The sequence below is a fragment of the Microbacterium hatanonis genome (assembly GCF_008017415.1).
In the GTDB taxonomy this organism is placed as follows: domain Bacteria; phylum Actinomycetota; class Actinomycetes; order Actinomycetales; family Microbacteriaceae; genus Microbacterium; species Microbacterium hatanonis.
The window spans coordinates 958,724-974,410 of record NZ_VRSV01000001.1 but is presented as its reverse complement, the minus strand read 5'-3'; the positions used below and the strand labels follow the sequence as shown (position 1 = coordinate 974,410).

Here is a 15,687-nt window from a genome sequence, read left to right as displayed (position 1 = left end):
CGATCTCCCCACCCTCGTCGGTTCGGACTCTACGACGCCGTCGCGAGAGACCGGGTCGTCTCGACCCACTCGTCGAGCTTCGCCGCCGCCCTGCCGTCGTCGATGGCCTGAGCGGCAGCAGCCATCCCCTCCGCCAATCGCTCGACGATCGGGCGCTGGGCCTGCGTCGGGTCCTCGAAGAGCCGGAAGGCGACGATGCCCGCCGCCGTATTGAGAAGGACGATATCGCGCACCGCACCGCTGTCGCCGGCGAGCACGCGCCGGACGACCGCGGCGTTGTCGGCGGGCGACCCCCCGCGCAGGTCGTCGAGGTCGGCGAAGCGGATGCCCAGGTCGCGAGGGTCGAGATCATGCTCGTGCACGTCACCCCGGCTGACCTCCCACAGGCGGCTGTGGCCGGTGGTCGTCAGCTCGTCGAGCCCGTCGTCGCCGCGGAAGACGAGCGCGGTCGCGCCGCGCGTGCGGAAGACACCCGTGATCAGCGGGACGCGATCGAGGTGCGCCACGCCCACCGCATTCGCCTCTGCTCGCGCCGGGTTGCAGAGGGGGCCGAGGAAGTTGAAGACCGTCGGTATGCCGAGTTCGGCACGCGTCGGACCGGCGTGGCGGAATCCGGGGTGGAACGCCGCCGCGAACGCGAACGTGAGGCCGGTGCGCTCGAGCGTCTCGGCGACCGCCTCCGGCGAGAGAGTCAGGTCGATGCCGAGTTCGCTCAGCACGTCGGACGAGCCGGAGGCCGAACTGGCCGCGCGGTTGCCGTGCTTGACGACCGGGATACCCGCCGCGGCGGCGACGATCGCCGACATCGTCGACACGTTGACCGTGCGGTGGCGGTCGCCTCCGGTGCCCACGATGTCGAGCACGTCGGCCTTGACCGGCAGCCCGACCGCCGCCTCCAGGATCGCGTCTCGGAAGCCGACGATCTCATCGACCGTCTCGCCCTTCGCGCGCAGCGCCACGAGGAAGCCCGCCAACTGCGAGGCCGTGGCGTCGCCCGCCATCACCTGCTGCATCGCCCATGTCGACTCCGACACGCTGAGGTCGCGCCCGTCGAGGAGCATCGTGAGAATTTCGGGCCAGGAATACCGCTCCGCCATGATTCGATCCTAGTGAGGGCCGCCCGCATGACCGTGCGGTTCTCGCACCCGCGTCGGGCCCGGCATCCAGTGAACTCGCGGACGATTCTTAGGCATTGCTTAGTTAGACGAAGCAGTTTGTTGGGCCGCCGGTGCGAAACTACGACGCCGAAATCGTCCATAATGGTCAGGTGACGACCCCAGCGACATACTCCCAGGCTCTGCGCTCCGTGAAGCGGCCGGACCCGGTTGCCGTGGGCACCATCGTCTGGCTCGGCAGCGAGGTCATGTTCTTCGCCGGCCTGTTCGCCATCTACTTCACGCTGCGCAGCACCTCCTCCGGTCTGTGGGAGCAGGAGAGCGCGCTGCTGAACGTTCCGTACGCGCTGGGCAACACGATCATCCTCGTGCTGTCGTCGGTGACCTGCCAGATGGGCGTGTTCGCCGCCGAGCGGTACCAGCCCTACTCCACCAAGAAGCGCGGAATGCTCGGCTGGGGCATGGTCGAGTGGTTCTTCCTCACCTTCGCGCTCGGCGCGATCTTCGTCTCCGGACAGGTGTGGGAGTACGCCCAGCTCGTCGCCGAGGGCATGCCCATCACCGCCAACGCATATGCGTCGGCCTTCTACCTGACCACCGGCTTCCACGCCCTCCACGTCACGGGTGGCCTCATCGCCTTCCTCCTCGTGATCGGTCGTGCGTACGCCGTGAAGAACTTCGGGCGCAAAGAGATGACCACCGCCATCGTCGTGTCGTACTACTGGCACTTCGTCGACGTGGTCTGGATCGCCCTGTTCGCTGTCATCTACTTCCTGAAATAGAGCGGAGCTGCACCCCGACATGGCACGAGAGAAGAAGCGCCGCTCCAACGGCCGCCGAAGCCCCCTGGCAGCGGCCGCACTCATCGGCATCGGCCTGCTCCTCACCGGCGGCATCTACGCCGGTGCATCCGCCGCGATGGCCGCGACCGACGACAACTCCACGACGACGTCCACGCTGACCGTCGAAGACGGCCAGAAGCTCTTCCAGGCGAACTGCGCGACCTGCCACGGCATGGATCTGCAGGGGTCCGAGGCCGGGCCGTCGCTCTACGGCGCCGGCGAGCTGTCGGTGCACTTCCAGGTCTCCACCGGACGCATGCCGCTGCAGGCGCAGGCTCCGCAGGCTCCCCAGAAGCCCGTCCAGTTCACCGAGGAGCAGATCGACGCGATCGGCAAGTACGTCCAGTCGACGTCGCCCGGCCCGACGTTCCCCGACGACGAGACCCTCGACGGCGAAGGCGACCTCGCCAACGGTGCCGAGCTGTTCCGCATCAACTGCGCGATGTGCCACAACGTCGCCGGCGCCGGCGGTGCGCTGACCGAGGGCAAGTACGCCCCCAACCTGCACACCACGACCCCGGTCAACATGTACGCCGCCATGGTCACCGGCCCGCAGAACATGCCCGTCTTCAACAACCTGAACCTGACCGTCGAAGACAAGCGCGACATCATCTCCTACCTGATGTACAACCAGGAGAGCCCGTCGGTCGGCGGCTTCACGCTGGGTTCGCTCGGCCCCGTCTCCGAGGGCCTGTTCATCTGGGTGTTCGGCATCGGTTCGCTGATCGCCCTCACCGTCTGGATCACGGCGAAGTCGAACTAGTTTCGACCGACGCCCGCACGACACATCACACGCACGAGGAGCAACATGGCACACGAGGAAGACGCGCTCGAGCACGAGAGGGCTTCATGGAAGCCCGCCTCCGGGCTCGCTGTCGTGGTGCCCGACCCCGTGCAGGGTCCGGAGCTGCCGCCCCACCGTCACCGCGTCACCGACCAGGACCCGAAGGCCATGCGCCGAGCGGTCCGCACGGTCTACACGCTGTTCTACCTGTCGGTCGCCGCCAGCCTCTGGGCCAGCATCGCCTACATGATCTTCCCGATCGAGTCGGGCGAGATGATCGACATCCGCAACAACAACCTCTTCATCGGACTCGGCATCGGCTTCGCCCTGCTGGCCATCGGCATCGGCGCGATCCACTGGTCGAAGGCCGTCATGTCCGACAAGGAGTACATCGAGCCGCGTCACGCGACGCGCGGTCGCGATGCGACGCGTGAAGGCGCGATCAACGTCTTCGTCGACGCGAACGAGGAGTCGGGCTTCGGGCGCCGCGAGGTCATCCGGAACTCCCTCTTCGCCGCCCTGGTCGCCTCGGTGATCCCCGGCATCACACTCTTCCGTGGCCTCGCACCGGAGAACTCCCCCGAGAACCCCATCGCGGGCAACCCGGTGGCCCTCCTGAGCCACACCATGTGGAAAGAGGGCTCGCACCTCGCCCACGACCCGTCGGGCCGTCGCATCCGCGCCGCGGACGTCACCCTCGGCTCCGCCTTCCACGTCATCCCCGAAGAGCTCGCCGACCTCGGTCACGACGAGGGCTACCTCGAAGAGAAGGCCAAGGCGATCGTGCTGCTCATGCGCATGCTCCCCGAGCAGCTCACCGAGGCCGACGACAAGAAGGACTGGTCGTACGACGGCATCGTCGCGTACTCCAAGGTCTGCACGCACGTCGGCTGCCCCGTGGCCCTCTACGAGCAGCAGACCCACCACCTTCTCTGCCCCTGCCACCAGTCGCAGTTCGACGTGGCCGACGGCGCGAAGGTCATCTTCGGGCCCGCCGCGCGTCCGCTGCCGCAGCTGCCCATCACCGTCGACGACGAGGGCTACCTCGTCGCTCGTAGCGACTTCACCGAACCCGTCGGACCGAGCTTCTGGGAGCGTCATTGAGTACCGGATCTCACCCCACCGATAACGTCACCCTCGAACCGGCGGTGACCGAGACGCCGAAGCCCGAGGCCGGGCGCGACGGCAAGCCGCTGGGCGGCCGATTCGTCGGCGCCGCAGCCAACTACCTCGACGAGCGCACGAGCATCTCCGGCCTCGTCAAGGAGCTCGGACGCAAGATCTTCCCCGACCACTGGTCGTTCATGCTCGGCGAGGTCGCTCTGTGGAGCTTCGTCGTCGTGCTGCTCTCGGGAACGTTCCTGACGTTCTTCTTCCAGGCCTCGATGGTCGAGACGCACTACGACGGCGCCTACGAGCCGATGCGCGGAATCGCCATGTCGGCCGCGATGGACTCGACGCTGCGCATCTCGTTCGACATGCGCGGCGGTCTGCTCGTCCGGCAGATCCACCACTGGGCTGCACTGACGTTCATCGCCGGTATCGGCGTGCACATGCTGCGCGTCTTCTTCACGGGCGCGTTCCGCAAGCCCCGCGAGCTCAACTGGGTGATCGGCTTCATCCTCTTCATCCTCGCGATGGCAGAGGGCTTCACCGGCTACTCGCTCCCCGACGATCTGCTCTCCGGTAACGGTCTGCGCATCATCGACGGCATGGTCAAGGGCATCCCGCTGGTGGGCACCTGGATCTCGTTCCTGCTCTTCGGTGGAGAGTTCCCGGGAACGGCGATCGTCGGACGACTCTACACGCTGCACATCCTCTTGCTCCCCGCGATCCTCGTGGCGCTGCTGGCCGTGCACCTCATGCTCATGATCGTCAACAAGCACACGCAGTTCGCCGGGCCCGCCCGCACGAACAGCAACGTCGTGGGCTACCCGATCCTCCCGGTGTACGCGTCGAAGATGGGTGGATTCTTCTTCATCGTCTTCGGTGTGATCGTCACGATCGCCGCGCTGTTCACGATCAACCCGATCTGGAACTACGGGCCCTACGACCCGTCACCGGTGTCGGCGGGTACGCAGCCCGACTGGTACATCGGCTTCGCCGACGGCGCCCTGCGTCTCGTGCCGCCGCACCTGGAGACGGTGCTGTTCGACCACACCTTCTCGTGGAACATCATCCTCCCGCTCGCCATCCTGGGCCTGTTCATCGTGCTCGTCATGATCTACCCCTTCATCGAGGCGTGGGTCACCGGCGACAAGCGCGAGCACCACATCGCTCAGCGTCCGCGCAACGCCGCGACGCGCACCGCGATCGGCGCCGCCGGCGTGACCTTCTACGCCGTGCTGTGGGCGGCGGCATCGTCCGACATCATCGCGACGCACTTCTGGGTCACGATGGAGGGCGTCATCCACACCCTGCAAGCCCTGCTGATCCTCGGCCCGATCATCGCCTACTTCGTCACCAAGCGCATCTGCATCGCGCTGCAGAAGAAGGACCGCGAGATCGTCCTCCACGGATACGAGTCGGGCCGCATTGTCCGCCTCCCCGGTGGCGAATACATCGAGGTCCACCAGCCGGTCGACGAGTTCGATCGCTGGAAGCTCGTCGCGAACGACGGCTACGAACCGCTCGTCGTGCGCCCGAACGCGAAGGGCCACATCCCGTGGCACGAGAACCTTCGCGCCGGCATCTCGCGCTGGTTCTTCGAAGACCGTCTCGCTCCGCTGTCGCAGGCAGAGCTCGACGCGGCGGCAGCGCACCAGCACCACGAGATCGAGCACCTCGACGAAGAAGAGGCGCTCGAGATCGAAGGAGCCCGCGAGCGTGCAGCGGAAGACGGCCGCCCCGTGATGGCCCCGCACGACGAGCGGGCCGACGTGGAGATGCGCGCCCCGAAGATCCTCGACGAGACCAACTCGTCCGAGAAGAAGGATCCTCAGAAGGACGACGAGAAGTAGCCCTGCTGATCGGATGCCCCGGCCTGCCTCTTACGAGGTACGGACCGGGGCGTCCGTCGTTTTACGCTCCGCGGTCCGCGGTGTCCGTATTCCTCCGCCGACTGGCACCTCGAACGCTCGTGCCGCCGCCGCCCGCGACCTAACGTCGAACCATGACGAACCCCGACTACTTCGCCGCTCGCCTCGCACACGAGACCGATCCCGCCGACGTGTACGCCGAGCAGCGCGCCGGGCGCGAGTTCGTGCTGGTCGACGTGCGCAACGACGAGGCCTGGCGCCAGGGGCGCATCAGCGGCGCCCTGCACCTCCCCCACGGTGAGATCTCCTCGCGGGCGCTCGACGAGTTCGACCTCGCGATCCCCGTGGTGGTGTACTGCTGGAGCCCGGGGTGCAACGGCGGCGTGCGCGGGGCTCTGGCGTTCGCTCGACTCGGGTTCACCGTGAAAGAGATGATCGGCGGGTACGAGTACTGGGCACGCGAAGGACAGCCCACCGAGAACGACGACGGACCGCTCCCCCGCACCTTCGACCCGCTCGTCACCGTCCTCAGACGCGCAGCCGAACGCCACGCTCAGGCGGTCTCGACGTCCTCGGCGAAGTAGCGACCGGCGGAGCCGTAGAACACGGGATGCTCCGCCCCCGCCTCGGTGTCGACGACGTCGCAGACGACGGCGGTCACGTTGTCACGCGTGCCCGCCTCGAGCGCGAGGGCGACGATGTCGGCGGCCGCGTCGACGGCCGTATCGGCCGAACGCAGCAGCTCCACGATGTCGAGCTCGGGCACGTAGTCGGTCAGTCCGTCGCTGCACAGCAGCCAGCGGTCACCGACGACCGGCTGACGTTCGAGCACCGAGATCGTGTCGTCCTCACCGCCCCCGAGCGACGCCGTGATGATGTTGCGTCGCGGGTGCGAGGCTGCGGCTTCGGGGGCGAGGAGCCCGTGATCCACCAGAGCCTGCACGTACGAGTCGTCACGTGTCTCCCGGGTGAACCAGCCGTCTCGGAGCAGGTACGCGCGTGAGTCGCCGGTGTGCGCCAGCAACAGGTCACCGGCGGCTCCGAGGAAGAGGCCGGTGAAAGTGGTCGCCATGCCCCGCAGGGCGGGATCACGCTCGACGTGGGCACGGATGTCCCAGTTCGCCTCTCGGATGCGCACCACGAGGGTCTCAGGGTCGGGGATCATCGCCCCTTCGGCGACCAGACGGTGCACGAGGGCGGCCGAGGCGAGATCGCCTGACGGTCCGCCTCCGACGCCGTCGGCGACCGCTGCTCCCCAGGGTGCGGTGAACGCCGCATCCTGATTCGTCTCGCGGTGAACGCCGACATCGGAGACGGCGGCCGCTCTCAGCCGGATGGGCACGAGGTCAGCGCGCGAAGTACCCGCGGTAGTACTCGAACACCCAGCCGACGATGGCGACAGCGAACAGAGCAAGCCCGATGGGCATCAGGAACGTGCCGACGGCCAGACCGAGGATCGCGACCGCAGCCGACCCGGCCAGCACGAGCGGCCACCACGACCACGGGCTGAACTCGCCAAGTTCGGGGTCTCCGTCGTCGATGTCGGCGGTGAGCACGTCTTCCGGCAGCTCGCCGCCCTGCGCCCGGTGCACGTGCTGGACGTAGTACGCGATGAGGGCGGACATGATCGAGGTGAACAGCAGCGCCGTCGAGCCGACCCACTCGATGCGGTTGACGAACTCACCCTGGTAGTAGAGCAGCGACCAGACGGTGTAGACGACCGCGAGGAGGAGGAAGAAGGCGGACAGCATCCACCAGAGACCGACGTTGGTACGCACTTACTTGACCTTTCCCTGGTCCGCATCGACGACCGGCGCTTCGGGTGCGTCCTTCGCCGGACCCACGCCGACCGGGATTCCGGCCTCGGGGTGGTTCAGGTCGAACGCGGGCCGCTCGCTGCGGATGCGCGGGATGGACGTGAAGTTGTGGCGCGGCGGCGGGCACGACGTGGCCCACTCGAGCGATGCGCCGTAGCCCCACGGGTCGTTGACCGTGATCCGAGGCGCCTTGCGGGAGGTGATCCAGACGTTCAGGAAGAACGGGATCATCGATGCTCCGAGGATCATCGCACCCACCGTCGAGACCTGGTTCTGCCAGGTCCAGCCGTCGGCGGCCGAGTAGTCGGCATAGCGACGCACCATGCCGTCGACGCCCAGCCAGTGCTGGATGAGGAAGGTCATGTGGAAACCGATGAACAGCATCCAGAAGTGCACGAAGCCGAGGCGCTCGTTCAGCATCCGGCCGGTCCACTTCGGCCACCAGAAGTAGAAGCCGGCGAACATCGCGAACACGACCGTGCCGAACACCACGTAGTGGAAGTGGGCGACGACGAAGTACGAGTCGGAGAGGTGGAAGTCCAGCGGCGGCGAGGCGAGGATGACGCCGGTCAGACCACCGAAGACGAACGTGAGGAGGAAGCCGAGTGCGAAGACCATCGGCGTCTCGAAGGTCACCGAGCCTCGCCACATGGTGCCGATCCAGTTGAAGATCTTCACGCCCGTGGGTACGGCGATGAGCATCGTCATGAGGGCGAAGAACGGCAGCAGCACCGCACCCGTCACGTACATGTGGTGAGCCCAGACGGCCACCGACAGCGCGGCGATCGCGATCGTCGCGTAGACGAGCGTCTTGTATCCGAAGATCGGCTTGCGGCTGAAGACCGGGAAGATCTCCGACACGATGCCGAAGAACGGCAGCGCGATGATGTAGACCTCGGGGTGCCCGAAGAACCAGAAGAGGTGCTGCCAGAGCAGCACGCCGCCGTTCTGCGGATCGTAGATGTGCGCACCCAGAACGCGGTCGGCGGCGGCGGCGAAGATCGCGGCGGCGAGCACGGGGAACGCGAGCAGGATGAGGATGCTGGTGATCAGCGTGTTCCACGTGAAGATCGGCATGCGCCACATCGTCATGCCGGGGGCACGCATCGTCAGGATCGTGGTGATGAAGTTCACCGCACCGAGGATGGTTCCGAAACCGCTCATGCCAAGGCCGAGCATCCAGAGGTTTCCTCCGACGCCCGGCGAGAAGCTGGCGTTCGCGAGCGGTTGATAGGCGAACCACCCGAAGCCGGCAGCACCGGCCGGGGTGAGGAAGCCGGCGACCGCAATGGTCGAGCCGAAGAGGAAGAGCCAGAAGGCGAAGGAGTTCAGACGCGGGAACGCCACGTCGGGCGCACCGATCTGCAGCGGCAGGATCGCGTTCGCGAAGCCCGCGAACAGCGGGGTCGCGAACATGAGCAGCATGATCGTGCCGTGCATCGTGAAGAGCTGGTTGTACTGCTCTTTCGTGGGCACGATCTGCATGCCGGGCTCGAAGAGCTCGGCGCGGATGATCAGCGCCATGACGCCGCCGAGGCAGAAGAAGATCACCGACGCGATCAGGTACATGTACCCGATCGTCTTGTGGTCAGTGGAGGTGATCCACTTGACGAAGACGTTGCCCTTCTGCTCGATGCGCGAGGAAGTGAGCAGCGCAGCCTGCCGAGGGGGAAGGGTCGTCGGGCGCGGGGCGCTCGTCGTCTCTTCGGGAGGAACCGTGGTCGTCATCAGCCTTTACCTTCCACAGCAGTGCCGAAGCCCGTGTTGTTCTGCAACCGGTCGTAGGCGTCGTCGATGTCACCGGTCTGACCGTCGGAGCGGAGGGTCGAGAGGTAAGCCTCGTACTCCGCCTCGCTGACGACCTTGACGTTGAAGAGCATCGCGGAGTGGTACTCGCCGCACAGCTCGGCGCACTTGCCGGCGTAGGTGCCCTCGCGCGTCGGGATGAACGACATGTAGTTGTCGCGACCGATGTACATGTCTTTCTTGTACAGGAAGTCGACGATCCAGAACGAGTGGATCACGTCGCGCGACTGCAGCTCGATCTTCACGGTCTTGTCGACCGGCAGGTAGAGCGTGGGCAGTGCGTCCTGGTCGACGTCGCCGTTGGACGCGGGCTCGGCCTGCACGCCCATGGTCCAGACCGCGTCGGAGTTGTCCTCGCGGTCGCCGTTGTACTGGAAGTCCCACGCCCACTGCTTGCCGAACGCGGTGATCGAGACGTCGGGATCGTCGTACTGCGTCTCGAGGATCGTCTGGTCACGCGCGGTGAACGCGAAGAATCCGACGACGAGGATGAGGGGGACGACGGTGTAGAAGATCTCGATCGGCATGTTGTAGCGCAGCTGCACGGGCAGACCGGTCTGGCCCTTGCGGCGGCGGTACACGATGACCGACCACAGCATGAGCGCCCAGGTCACGATGCCCACGGCGAGGAGGACGAGCCAGGAGTTCACCCACAGGCCCGAGATCATCTCGGTGTGGTTCGTCGCCTGCACACCGTCGTCGGTGAAGCCGGGGAGGAACCCGTTGAGCTCGGTCGTCGTGCAGCCGGCCAGGACGAGCGCCGTGGCGATCCCGACGGGAAGTGCGGCCAGGCGGAGGCGTCGTCTGGAGGGCGCTGTCTTCAAGGGCACAGTGCACCTTTCCGGGTCGAGAATATTGCTGTCTCAGTCTAGAGCAACCTCTTATGGTTCTCGGGCCAAGCATTCAGGTACGAAAAGACGAAACCCGCGGAAGTGACCGGATTTCCGGTGACTTCCGCGGGTCTGGGCGTGTCGCCTGCCGTCGAGATGTCTCGACGTCGAACGGCCTGACGTCAGCGCGCTCGTCTCAGTGGAACGAGTCGCCGCAGGCGCAGCTTCCGGCGGCGTTCGGGTTGTCGATGGTGAAGCCCTGCTCGGAGATCGTGTCCTTGAAATCGATCTTCGCGCCGTCGAGGTACGGGACGCTCATGTCGTCGACGATGACCTCGACACCGTCGAAGTCGACGGCCTTGTCGCCGTCGAGGAAGCGCTCGTCGAAGTAGAGCTGGTAGATGAGTCCGGAGCAGCCGCCGGGCTGGACCGCCACACGCAGTCGAAGGTCGTCGCGACCCTCCTGGCTGAGCAGGCTCTTGACCTTCTCGGCGGCGGTATCGGTCAGCGACACACCGTGGTCACGGACGGTCGGCTCGTTCGACAGGGCAGTGTCGGTCATGACTCTCCTCAGGCGTGTGGGGCGAACGGATGCTGCAATTGTACGCCGCCCCCGGCGGCACCGGCTCGATCAGATCGTGCGCGCGTCGAGCTTCTCGAGCAGCAGCGCCTCCGACACCACGGCCTTGCGGAAGGTGTCGAGGTGCAGCGACTCGTTCGGACTGTGCGCTCGGGAGTGGGGATCCTCCACGCCGGTGACGAGGATCTGCGCGCCGGGATTCTCGCGGACGAGGTCGGCGATGAACGGGATCGACCCTCCCACGCCCACGTCGACGGACTCGACGCCGTAGCCCTCCCGGAAGGCGTCGCGCATGTCGTCGACGGCCCATCCGCTCGTGTCGACGAGGAACGCGTCGCCGCAGTCGACGTCGGAGAACTCCAGCTGCGCGCCGAACGGGGCGTGCGCGCGAAGGTGCGCCTCGATCGCGGCATAGGCGTCCTCGGCCCGCTGACCGGGGGCGACACGGGCGCTGATGACGACGGAGGTCTCGGGCGCGAGAGTGTTGGACGCCGCCTCCACGCTCGTGGCGTCGATGCCGGTGATGGTCACGGACGGCTTGTTCCAGATGCGTCCGAGGAACGACCCGGTGCCGATCGGCGAGACGCCGTCGAGGAGCCCCGTCTCGGAGCGGAGCGTCTGCTCGGTGTAGTCGGGCGTAGCCGCATCCCTCTCCTGCAGCCCGTCGACCGCGACCGCGCCGTCGTCGTCCCACAGGGTCGCCAGGAGCTTCACCGTGGCCAGCATCGCGTCGGGGACGGCGCCGCCGAACATTCCCGAGTGCGAGGCGTGGTCGAGCGTGCGAACGCGCAGCGTGAACCGCGCGTTGCCGCGCAGGGAGACCGTGAGGGCCGGGGTCTTCTCGTCCCAGTTGCCCGAGTCGGCGACGACGATCACATCGGAGCGCAGCACATCGGCGTGGTCGGAGAGGAACGTCGCGAACGAGCGCGAACCGTACTCCTCCTCCCCCTCGATGAAGAGCGCGACGCCGAGGTCGAAGTCATCGCCGAGCGCGGCCGCGAGCGCGCGGAGGGAGGCGAGGTGCGCCATGACCCCCGCCTTGTCGTCGGCGGCCCCGCGACCGTAGAGACGGCCGCCGCGCACCGTCGGCTCGAACGGCGGCGACTCCCACAGCGACTCTTCTCCGGGAGGCTGCACGTCGTGGTGGGCGTAGAGCAGCACGGTCGGCCGACCGTTGCGCGCCCGACGGACCGCGAGCACGGCGGGCTGGCCGAGTTCGTCCGTTCCGGGGATGCCTGCGCGGGCGATCTCGACGGAATCGAACACCCCGATCTCGCGGGCGAGATCCGCGATGGCCTCGGCGCTGCGCTGCAGCTGCGTCTGATCGAACGCCGGCCACGCGATCGACGGGATCCGCACCAGGGCGCCGAGATCGGCGAGAGCGGTCGGGATGCCATCGGTCGCGGCGGAGCGCACAGCGTCCTGTCGGGAAGTTTCGGGGGTCATGCGGGTAATCTTAAGGCTCCCGCAACGACGTTTTCGAGGTTCACCGTGGCCAAGTCCCCCGCCCCCGCATCGAACGAAGCTCCCGAAGAGGAGTTCGCGCCCGGCAGCGGCAAGGGCCGCGCCACGCCCACGCGAGCCGAGCAGGAGGCCGCGCGCAAGCGCCCGCTGGTGGCCGACACGAAGGAAGCCCGCGCCCGCGCCCGCGCCGAACTCGCTGTCGCCCGCGACCGCGCCCGCGCCGGCATGGCCGCCGGCGAGGACAAGTACCTTCCGCTGCGCGACAAGGGTCCGCAGCGCCGGTTCGCCCGCGACTGGGTCGACGCCGGGTGGCACCTCGGCGAGGCGCTCATGCCGATGGCGATCCTCGTGATCCTCTTCACCTTGATCCCGAACGTCTACATCCAGCTCTTCGCCTACCCGGTGCTGATGGTCTTCGTGCTGCTGACGATCGGCGACATGGTGCTCACCGCGCGTCGCGTGAAGAAGGAAGCCCGCAACAAGTTCGGCGAGGCCCGCATGGAGAAGGGTCTCGGCTGGTACGCCGCGATGCGCACCGTGCAGATGCGGTTCATGCGCCTGCCGAAGCCGCAGGTCAAGCGCGGCGGCTACCCGGTCTGACCCCGGTCAGCCGCGGCGGAGTCCGCGGTTGATCTGGCGGGCCCACAGGGGTCCGCGATACAGGAACGCCGTGTACCCCTGAACCAGGGTCGCGCCCGCCGCAAGGCGCTCTCGCACGTCGTCTGCGGTCTCGACCCCTCCGGCCGAGATCACGGCGAACTCTTCCGGTACCACCTCGCGCACGAGGCGCAGCACCGCCAGGGCGCGTTCCTTCAGCGGCGCGCCCGACAGACCGCCGGCGCCCGCGGCCTCGACGACGCCCGCGGGCGTCATGAGCCCTTCTCGCGAGATCGTCGTGTTCGTGGCGATGAGGCCGGCGAGTCCCAGGTCCACCGCGAGACGAGAGACCGCGTGCACCTCGTCGTCGGGGAGGTCGGGGGCGATCTTCACCAGCAACGGCGTGCCGCCCGCAGCATCCCTCACCGCCTCGAGCAGAGGACGCAGCGTCTCGACGGCCTGCAGGCCGCGGAGACCGGGCGTGTTCGGTGACGACACGTTCACGACGAGGTAGTCGGCCAACGGGGCGAGGAGCTCGGTGCTGCGCACGTAGTCGGCGGTCGCGGCCTCGACCTCGACCGCGCGGCTCTTGCCGATGTTCACTCCGACGACCGTGCGCCCGCCGCGCCGACGCAGTCGCCGCAGGCGTTGCGCAGCCGCGGCGGCACCCGAGTTGTTGAACCCCATCCGGTTGATGACGGCTCGATCGGCCACGAGGCGGAACAGGCGCGGACGCGGATTACCGGGCTGCGGGAGCGCCGTGAGCGTGCCGACCTCGACGTGACCGAAGCCGAGCGCTCCGAGACCGCGCACCATGCGGACGTCCTTGTCGAACCCGGCGGCCACGCCGAACGGCGAATCGAACTCAAGACCGAGGGCCCGCGTTCGCAGTTGGGGAGCGGGCGCCGTCACAGCGCGGACGACCCAGGAGAACGGGCGCACGCCCGACAGCCGGATGACCGGCACGGCGAGGTGGTGGGCGCGCTCGGGATCGATCCGCGACAGCACGTGCCGGAAGAGAAGGGGATACATCCCCGCCAGATTACTGGACGGCGTCAGTCGACCTGCGCCGCATCGTGCGCCCGGCGACGATCCCGGTGATCGACGCGCAGCTGCTCGATGGCCGTCTCGAAGTCCTCGAGCGATTCGAACGCCTGATAGACGCTGGCGAAGCGGAGGAAGGCGACCTCGTCGAGCTCGCGGAGCGGGCCGAGGATCGCCAGACCGATCTCGTTCGCATCGATCTGCGAAGAACCGGTCTGACGCACGGCCTCCTCGACCGACTGGGCCAGCATCGCGAGATCGGCGTCGGTGACGGGGCGGCCCTGGCAGGCCTTGCGCACGCCCGACATGACCTTCTCGCGACTGAACGGCTCGATCACGCCGGAGCGCTTGATGACGTTCAGGCTCGCGGTCTCGACCGTGGAGAAGCGACCGCCGCACTGGGGGCACTGGCGTCGACGACGGATGCTGAGGCCGTCATCGCTCGTTCGGGAGTCGATGACACGGGAATCGGGGTGGCGACAGAAGGGGCAGTGCATGGCACCGAAAGACTACGCCTCGAACCGGGCCACGACGGCCTCGCCGTGCGCCGGCAGGGCCTCGGCCTCGGCGAGGGCGACGATTCCGTCGCGCACGGTCGCGAGAGCGGCGCGGTCGTACTCGATGACCTGCTGCGGGCGGAGGAAGGTGGCCGCCGACAGGCCCGGCTGGAAGCGCGCCTGCCCACCCGTCGGGAGCACGTGATTGCTGCCCGCCAGGTAGTCCCCCAGGCTGACCGGGGTGTGCGGGCCCACGAAGATCGCTCCGGCGTGCACGAACTCCTCCGGTCGGGCGTCCGCGATCTGCAGCTCGAGGTGCTCGGGTGCGTAGGCGTTGCTGAAGGCGGTCGCGGCGTCGATGTCGTCGACGAGCACGATCGCCGACTGCGGGCCGGTGAGCGCGGCCGTCACCCGAGCGCTGTGCCGGGTCGACGCAGCGCGGGCGTCGACGGCGGCCGAGACCGCGAGGGCGAGCTCGGGCGAATCGGTCACGAGCACCGCGGAGGCCTGCTCATCGTGCTCGGCCTGGCTCACGAGGTCGGCCGCGACCCACCGGGCGTCGGCCGAAGCATCGGCGACGACGAGGATCTCGGTCGCGCCGGCTTCGGAGTCGGTGCCGACCCGACCGGCGACAGCGCGCTTGGCGGCGGCGACGAAGTTGTTGCCCGGGCCGGTCACGACATCGACGGGCTCGAGTCCGATGGCCGCCACACCGTGGGCGAGGGCACCGATCGCTCCGGCACCGCCCAGGGCGTAGACCTCGGTGACGCCGAGCAGGTGGGCGGCCGCGAGGATCGTGGGGTGCACACGCCCGCCGAACTCGCGCTGGGGCGGCGACGTGAGGGCGACCTGGGACACGCCCGCGACCTGCGCGGGAACGACGTTCATCACGACGCTCGACGGATACACGGCTTTGCCGCCCGGCACGTAGACACCGACCCTGCGCACCGGCTGCCAGCGCTGCGCCACTCGCGCGCCCGGCGCGATCTCGGTCACGACCGGAGCGGGCACCTGCGCGGCGGATGCCCGACGCACCCGCGTGATGGCCTCCTCGAGAGCGGCCCGCACGTCGGGGGCGAGCCGGTCGAGCGCCTCGACGAGGTGGGAGGCCGGGACACGGAGGTCGTGGCCGCTGACCCCGTCGAACGCGGTGGCCTGTTCGCGGAGCGCGGTCTCGCCGCGCTCCGCGACGTCGGCGACGATCTCCGAGGCGACGCTCAGCGCCTCGTCACGGGCCCCGTCGGCTCGCGGAACGGCCGCGAGGAACTCGGCCGGTGACAGGGCGCGACCGCGCAGATCGATGGTACGAAGCATCCCTCAAGGCTACCGGCTG

The 15,687-nt window shown here is 68.0% G+C and carries 16 protein-coding genes; 6 read left to right on the top strand and 10 right to left on the bottom strand.

The genetic code is table 11. From position 1 onward, the window contains the following. Window positions 1-29: 29 nt before the first annotated feature. Entirely contained in the window at window positions 30-1,097 is a 1,068-nt protein-coding gene (trpD, locus tag FVP77_RS04580; protein ID WP_147893446.1) for an anthranilate phosphoribosyltransferase, read from the bottom strand. Between the two features lie 170 nt (window positions 1,098-1,267). Here trpD and ctaE point away from each other — a divergent pair, with 170 nt between their 5' ends. From ctaE to FVP77_RS04555, 5 genes are all read left to right on the top strand, one after another. Continuing rightward, window positions 1,268-1,897 carry an aa3-type cytochrome oxidase subunit III gene (ctaE, locus tag FVP77_RS04575; RefSeq protein WP_121151835.1) on the top strand — a complete coding sequence of 210 codons (630 nt, stop codon included), beginning with the start codon at window positions 1,268-1,270 and terminating at the stop codon, window positions 1,895-1,897. A 19-nt stretch (window positions 1,898-1,916) separates the two neighbouring features. Continuing rightward, window positions 1,917-2,720: a cytochrome bc1 complex diheme cytochrome c subunit gene (gene qcrC, locus FVP77_RS04570; RefSeq protein WP_147893445.1), complete on the top strand. Its 804-nt coding sequence runs from the start codon at window positions 1,917-1,919 to the stop codon at window positions 2,718-2,720. A 45-nt stretch (window positions 2,721-2,765) separates the two neighbouring features. Continuing rightward, window positions 2,766-3,845 (top strand): cytochrome bc1 complex Rieske iron-sulfur subunit, encoded by a 1,080-nt coding sequence (gene qcrA / locus FVP77_RS04565; RefSeq protein WP_147893444.1) that lies wholly within the window; start codon window positions 2,766-2,768, stop codon window positions 3,843-3,845. Between the two features lie 44 nt (window positions 3,846-3,889). Then, entirely contained in the window at window positions 3,890-5,701 is a 1,812-nt protein-coding gene (gene qcrB, locus FVP77_RS04560; protein WP_147894434.1) for a cytochrome bc1 complex cytochrome b subunit, read from the top strand. A 152-nt stretch (window positions 5,702-5,853) separates the two neighbouring features. Beyond that, on the top strand, window positions 5,854-6,303 hold the full coding sequence (locus FVP77_RS04555) for a rhodanese-like domain-containing protein (RefSeq protein ID WP_147893443.1): 450 nt from the start codon (window positions 5,854-5,856) through the stop codon (window positions 6,301-6,303). Here FVP77_RS04555 and FVP77_RS04550 read toward each other — a convergent pair. The 6 genes from FVP77_RS04550 to FVP77_RS04525 form a co-directional block, all read right to left on the bottom strand. Then, window positions 6,273-7,061, bottom strand: a complete 789-nt coding sequence (locus tag FVP77_RS04550; protein ID WP_147893442.1) for a PP2C family protein-serine/threonine phosphatase — start codon at window positions 7,059-7,061, stop codon at window positions 6,273-6,275. The genes FVP77_RS04555 and FVP77_RS04550 overlap by 31 nt on opposite strands. Before the next feature lie 4 nt (window positions 7,062-7,065). Continuing rightward, window positions 7,066-7,497, bottom strand: a complete 432-nt coding sequence (locus tag FVP77_RS04545; RefSeq protein ID WP_147893441.1) for a cytochrome c oxidase subunit 4 — start codon at window positions 7,495-7,497, stop codon at window positions 7,066-7,068. Continuing rightward, window positions 7,498-9,264, bottom strand: a complete 1,767-nt coding sequence (gene ctaD / locus FVP77_RS04540) for an aa3-type cytochrome oxidase subunit I (RefSeq protein ID WP_147893440.1) — start codon at window positions 9,262-9,264, stop codon at window positions 7,498-7,500. It lies immediately after the preceding gene. Next, a complete protein-coding gene (gene ctaC, locus FVP77_RS04535; RefSeq protein WP_246133971.1) occupies window positions 9,264-10,172 on the bottom strand; it encodes an aa3-type cytochrome oxidase subunit II in 909 nt (302 codons plus the stop codon). Before ctaC ends, ctaD begins: the two co-directional genes overlap by 1 nt. A 196-nt stretch (window positions 10,173-10,368) precedes the next feature. Continuing rightward, a complete protein-coding gene (gene erpA, locus FVP77_RS04530; protein ID WP_147893439.1) occupies window positions 10,369-10,734 on the bottom strand; it encodes an iron-sulfur cluster insertion protein ErpA in 366 nt (121 codons plus the stop codon). Between the two features lie 69 nt (window positions 10,735-10,803). Further along, complete coding sequence (locus FVP77_RS04525; protein ID WP_147893438.1) at window positions 10,804-12,198, bottom strand: dipeptidase; 1,395 nt, start codon at window positions 12,196-12,198, stop codon at window positions 10,804-10,806. A 45-nt stretch (window positions 12,199-12,243) separates the two neighbouring features. Here FVP77_RS04525 and FVP77_RS04520 point away from each other — a divergent pair, with 45 nt between their 5' ends. Further along, complete coding sequence (locus FVP77_RS04520; RefSeq protein WP_147893437.1) at window positions 12,244-12,816, top strand: DUF3043 domain-containing protein; 573 nt, start codon at window positions 12,244-12,246, stop codon at window positions 12,814-12,816. 6 nt (window positions 12,817-12,822) lie between these two features. Here the strand turns inward: FVP77_RS04520 and FVP77_RS04515 are convergent, their stop codons facing one another. Genes FVP77_RS04515 through hisD form a run of 3 tightly spaced genes read right to left on the bottom strand, consistent with a single transcriptional unit; the run spans window position 12,823 to window position 15,668 of the window. Further along, a complete protein-coding gene (locus FVP77_RS04515) occupies window positions 12,823-13,845 on the bottom strand; it encodes a quinone-dependent dihydroorotate dehydrogenase (protein ID WP_147893436.1) in 1,023 nt (340 codons plus the stop codon). A gap of 23 nt (window positions 13,846-13,868) precedes the next feature. Continuing rightward, on the bottom strand, window positions 13,869-14,354 hold the full coding sequence (gene nrdR / locus FVP77_RS04510) for a transcriptional regulator NrdR (RefSeq protein ID WP_147893435.1): 486 nt from the start codon (window positions 14,352-14,354) through the stop codon (window positions 13,869-13,871). A 12-nt stretch (window positions 14,355-14,366) separates the two neighbouring features. Further along, on the bottom strand, window positions 14,367-15,668 hold the full coding sequence (gene hisD, locus FVP77_RS04505; protein WP_147893434.1) for a histidinol dehydrogenase: 1,302 nt from the start codon (window positions 15,666-15,668) through the stop codon (window positions 14,367-14,369). Between the last annotated feature and the right edge of the window lie 19 nt (window positions 15,669-15,687).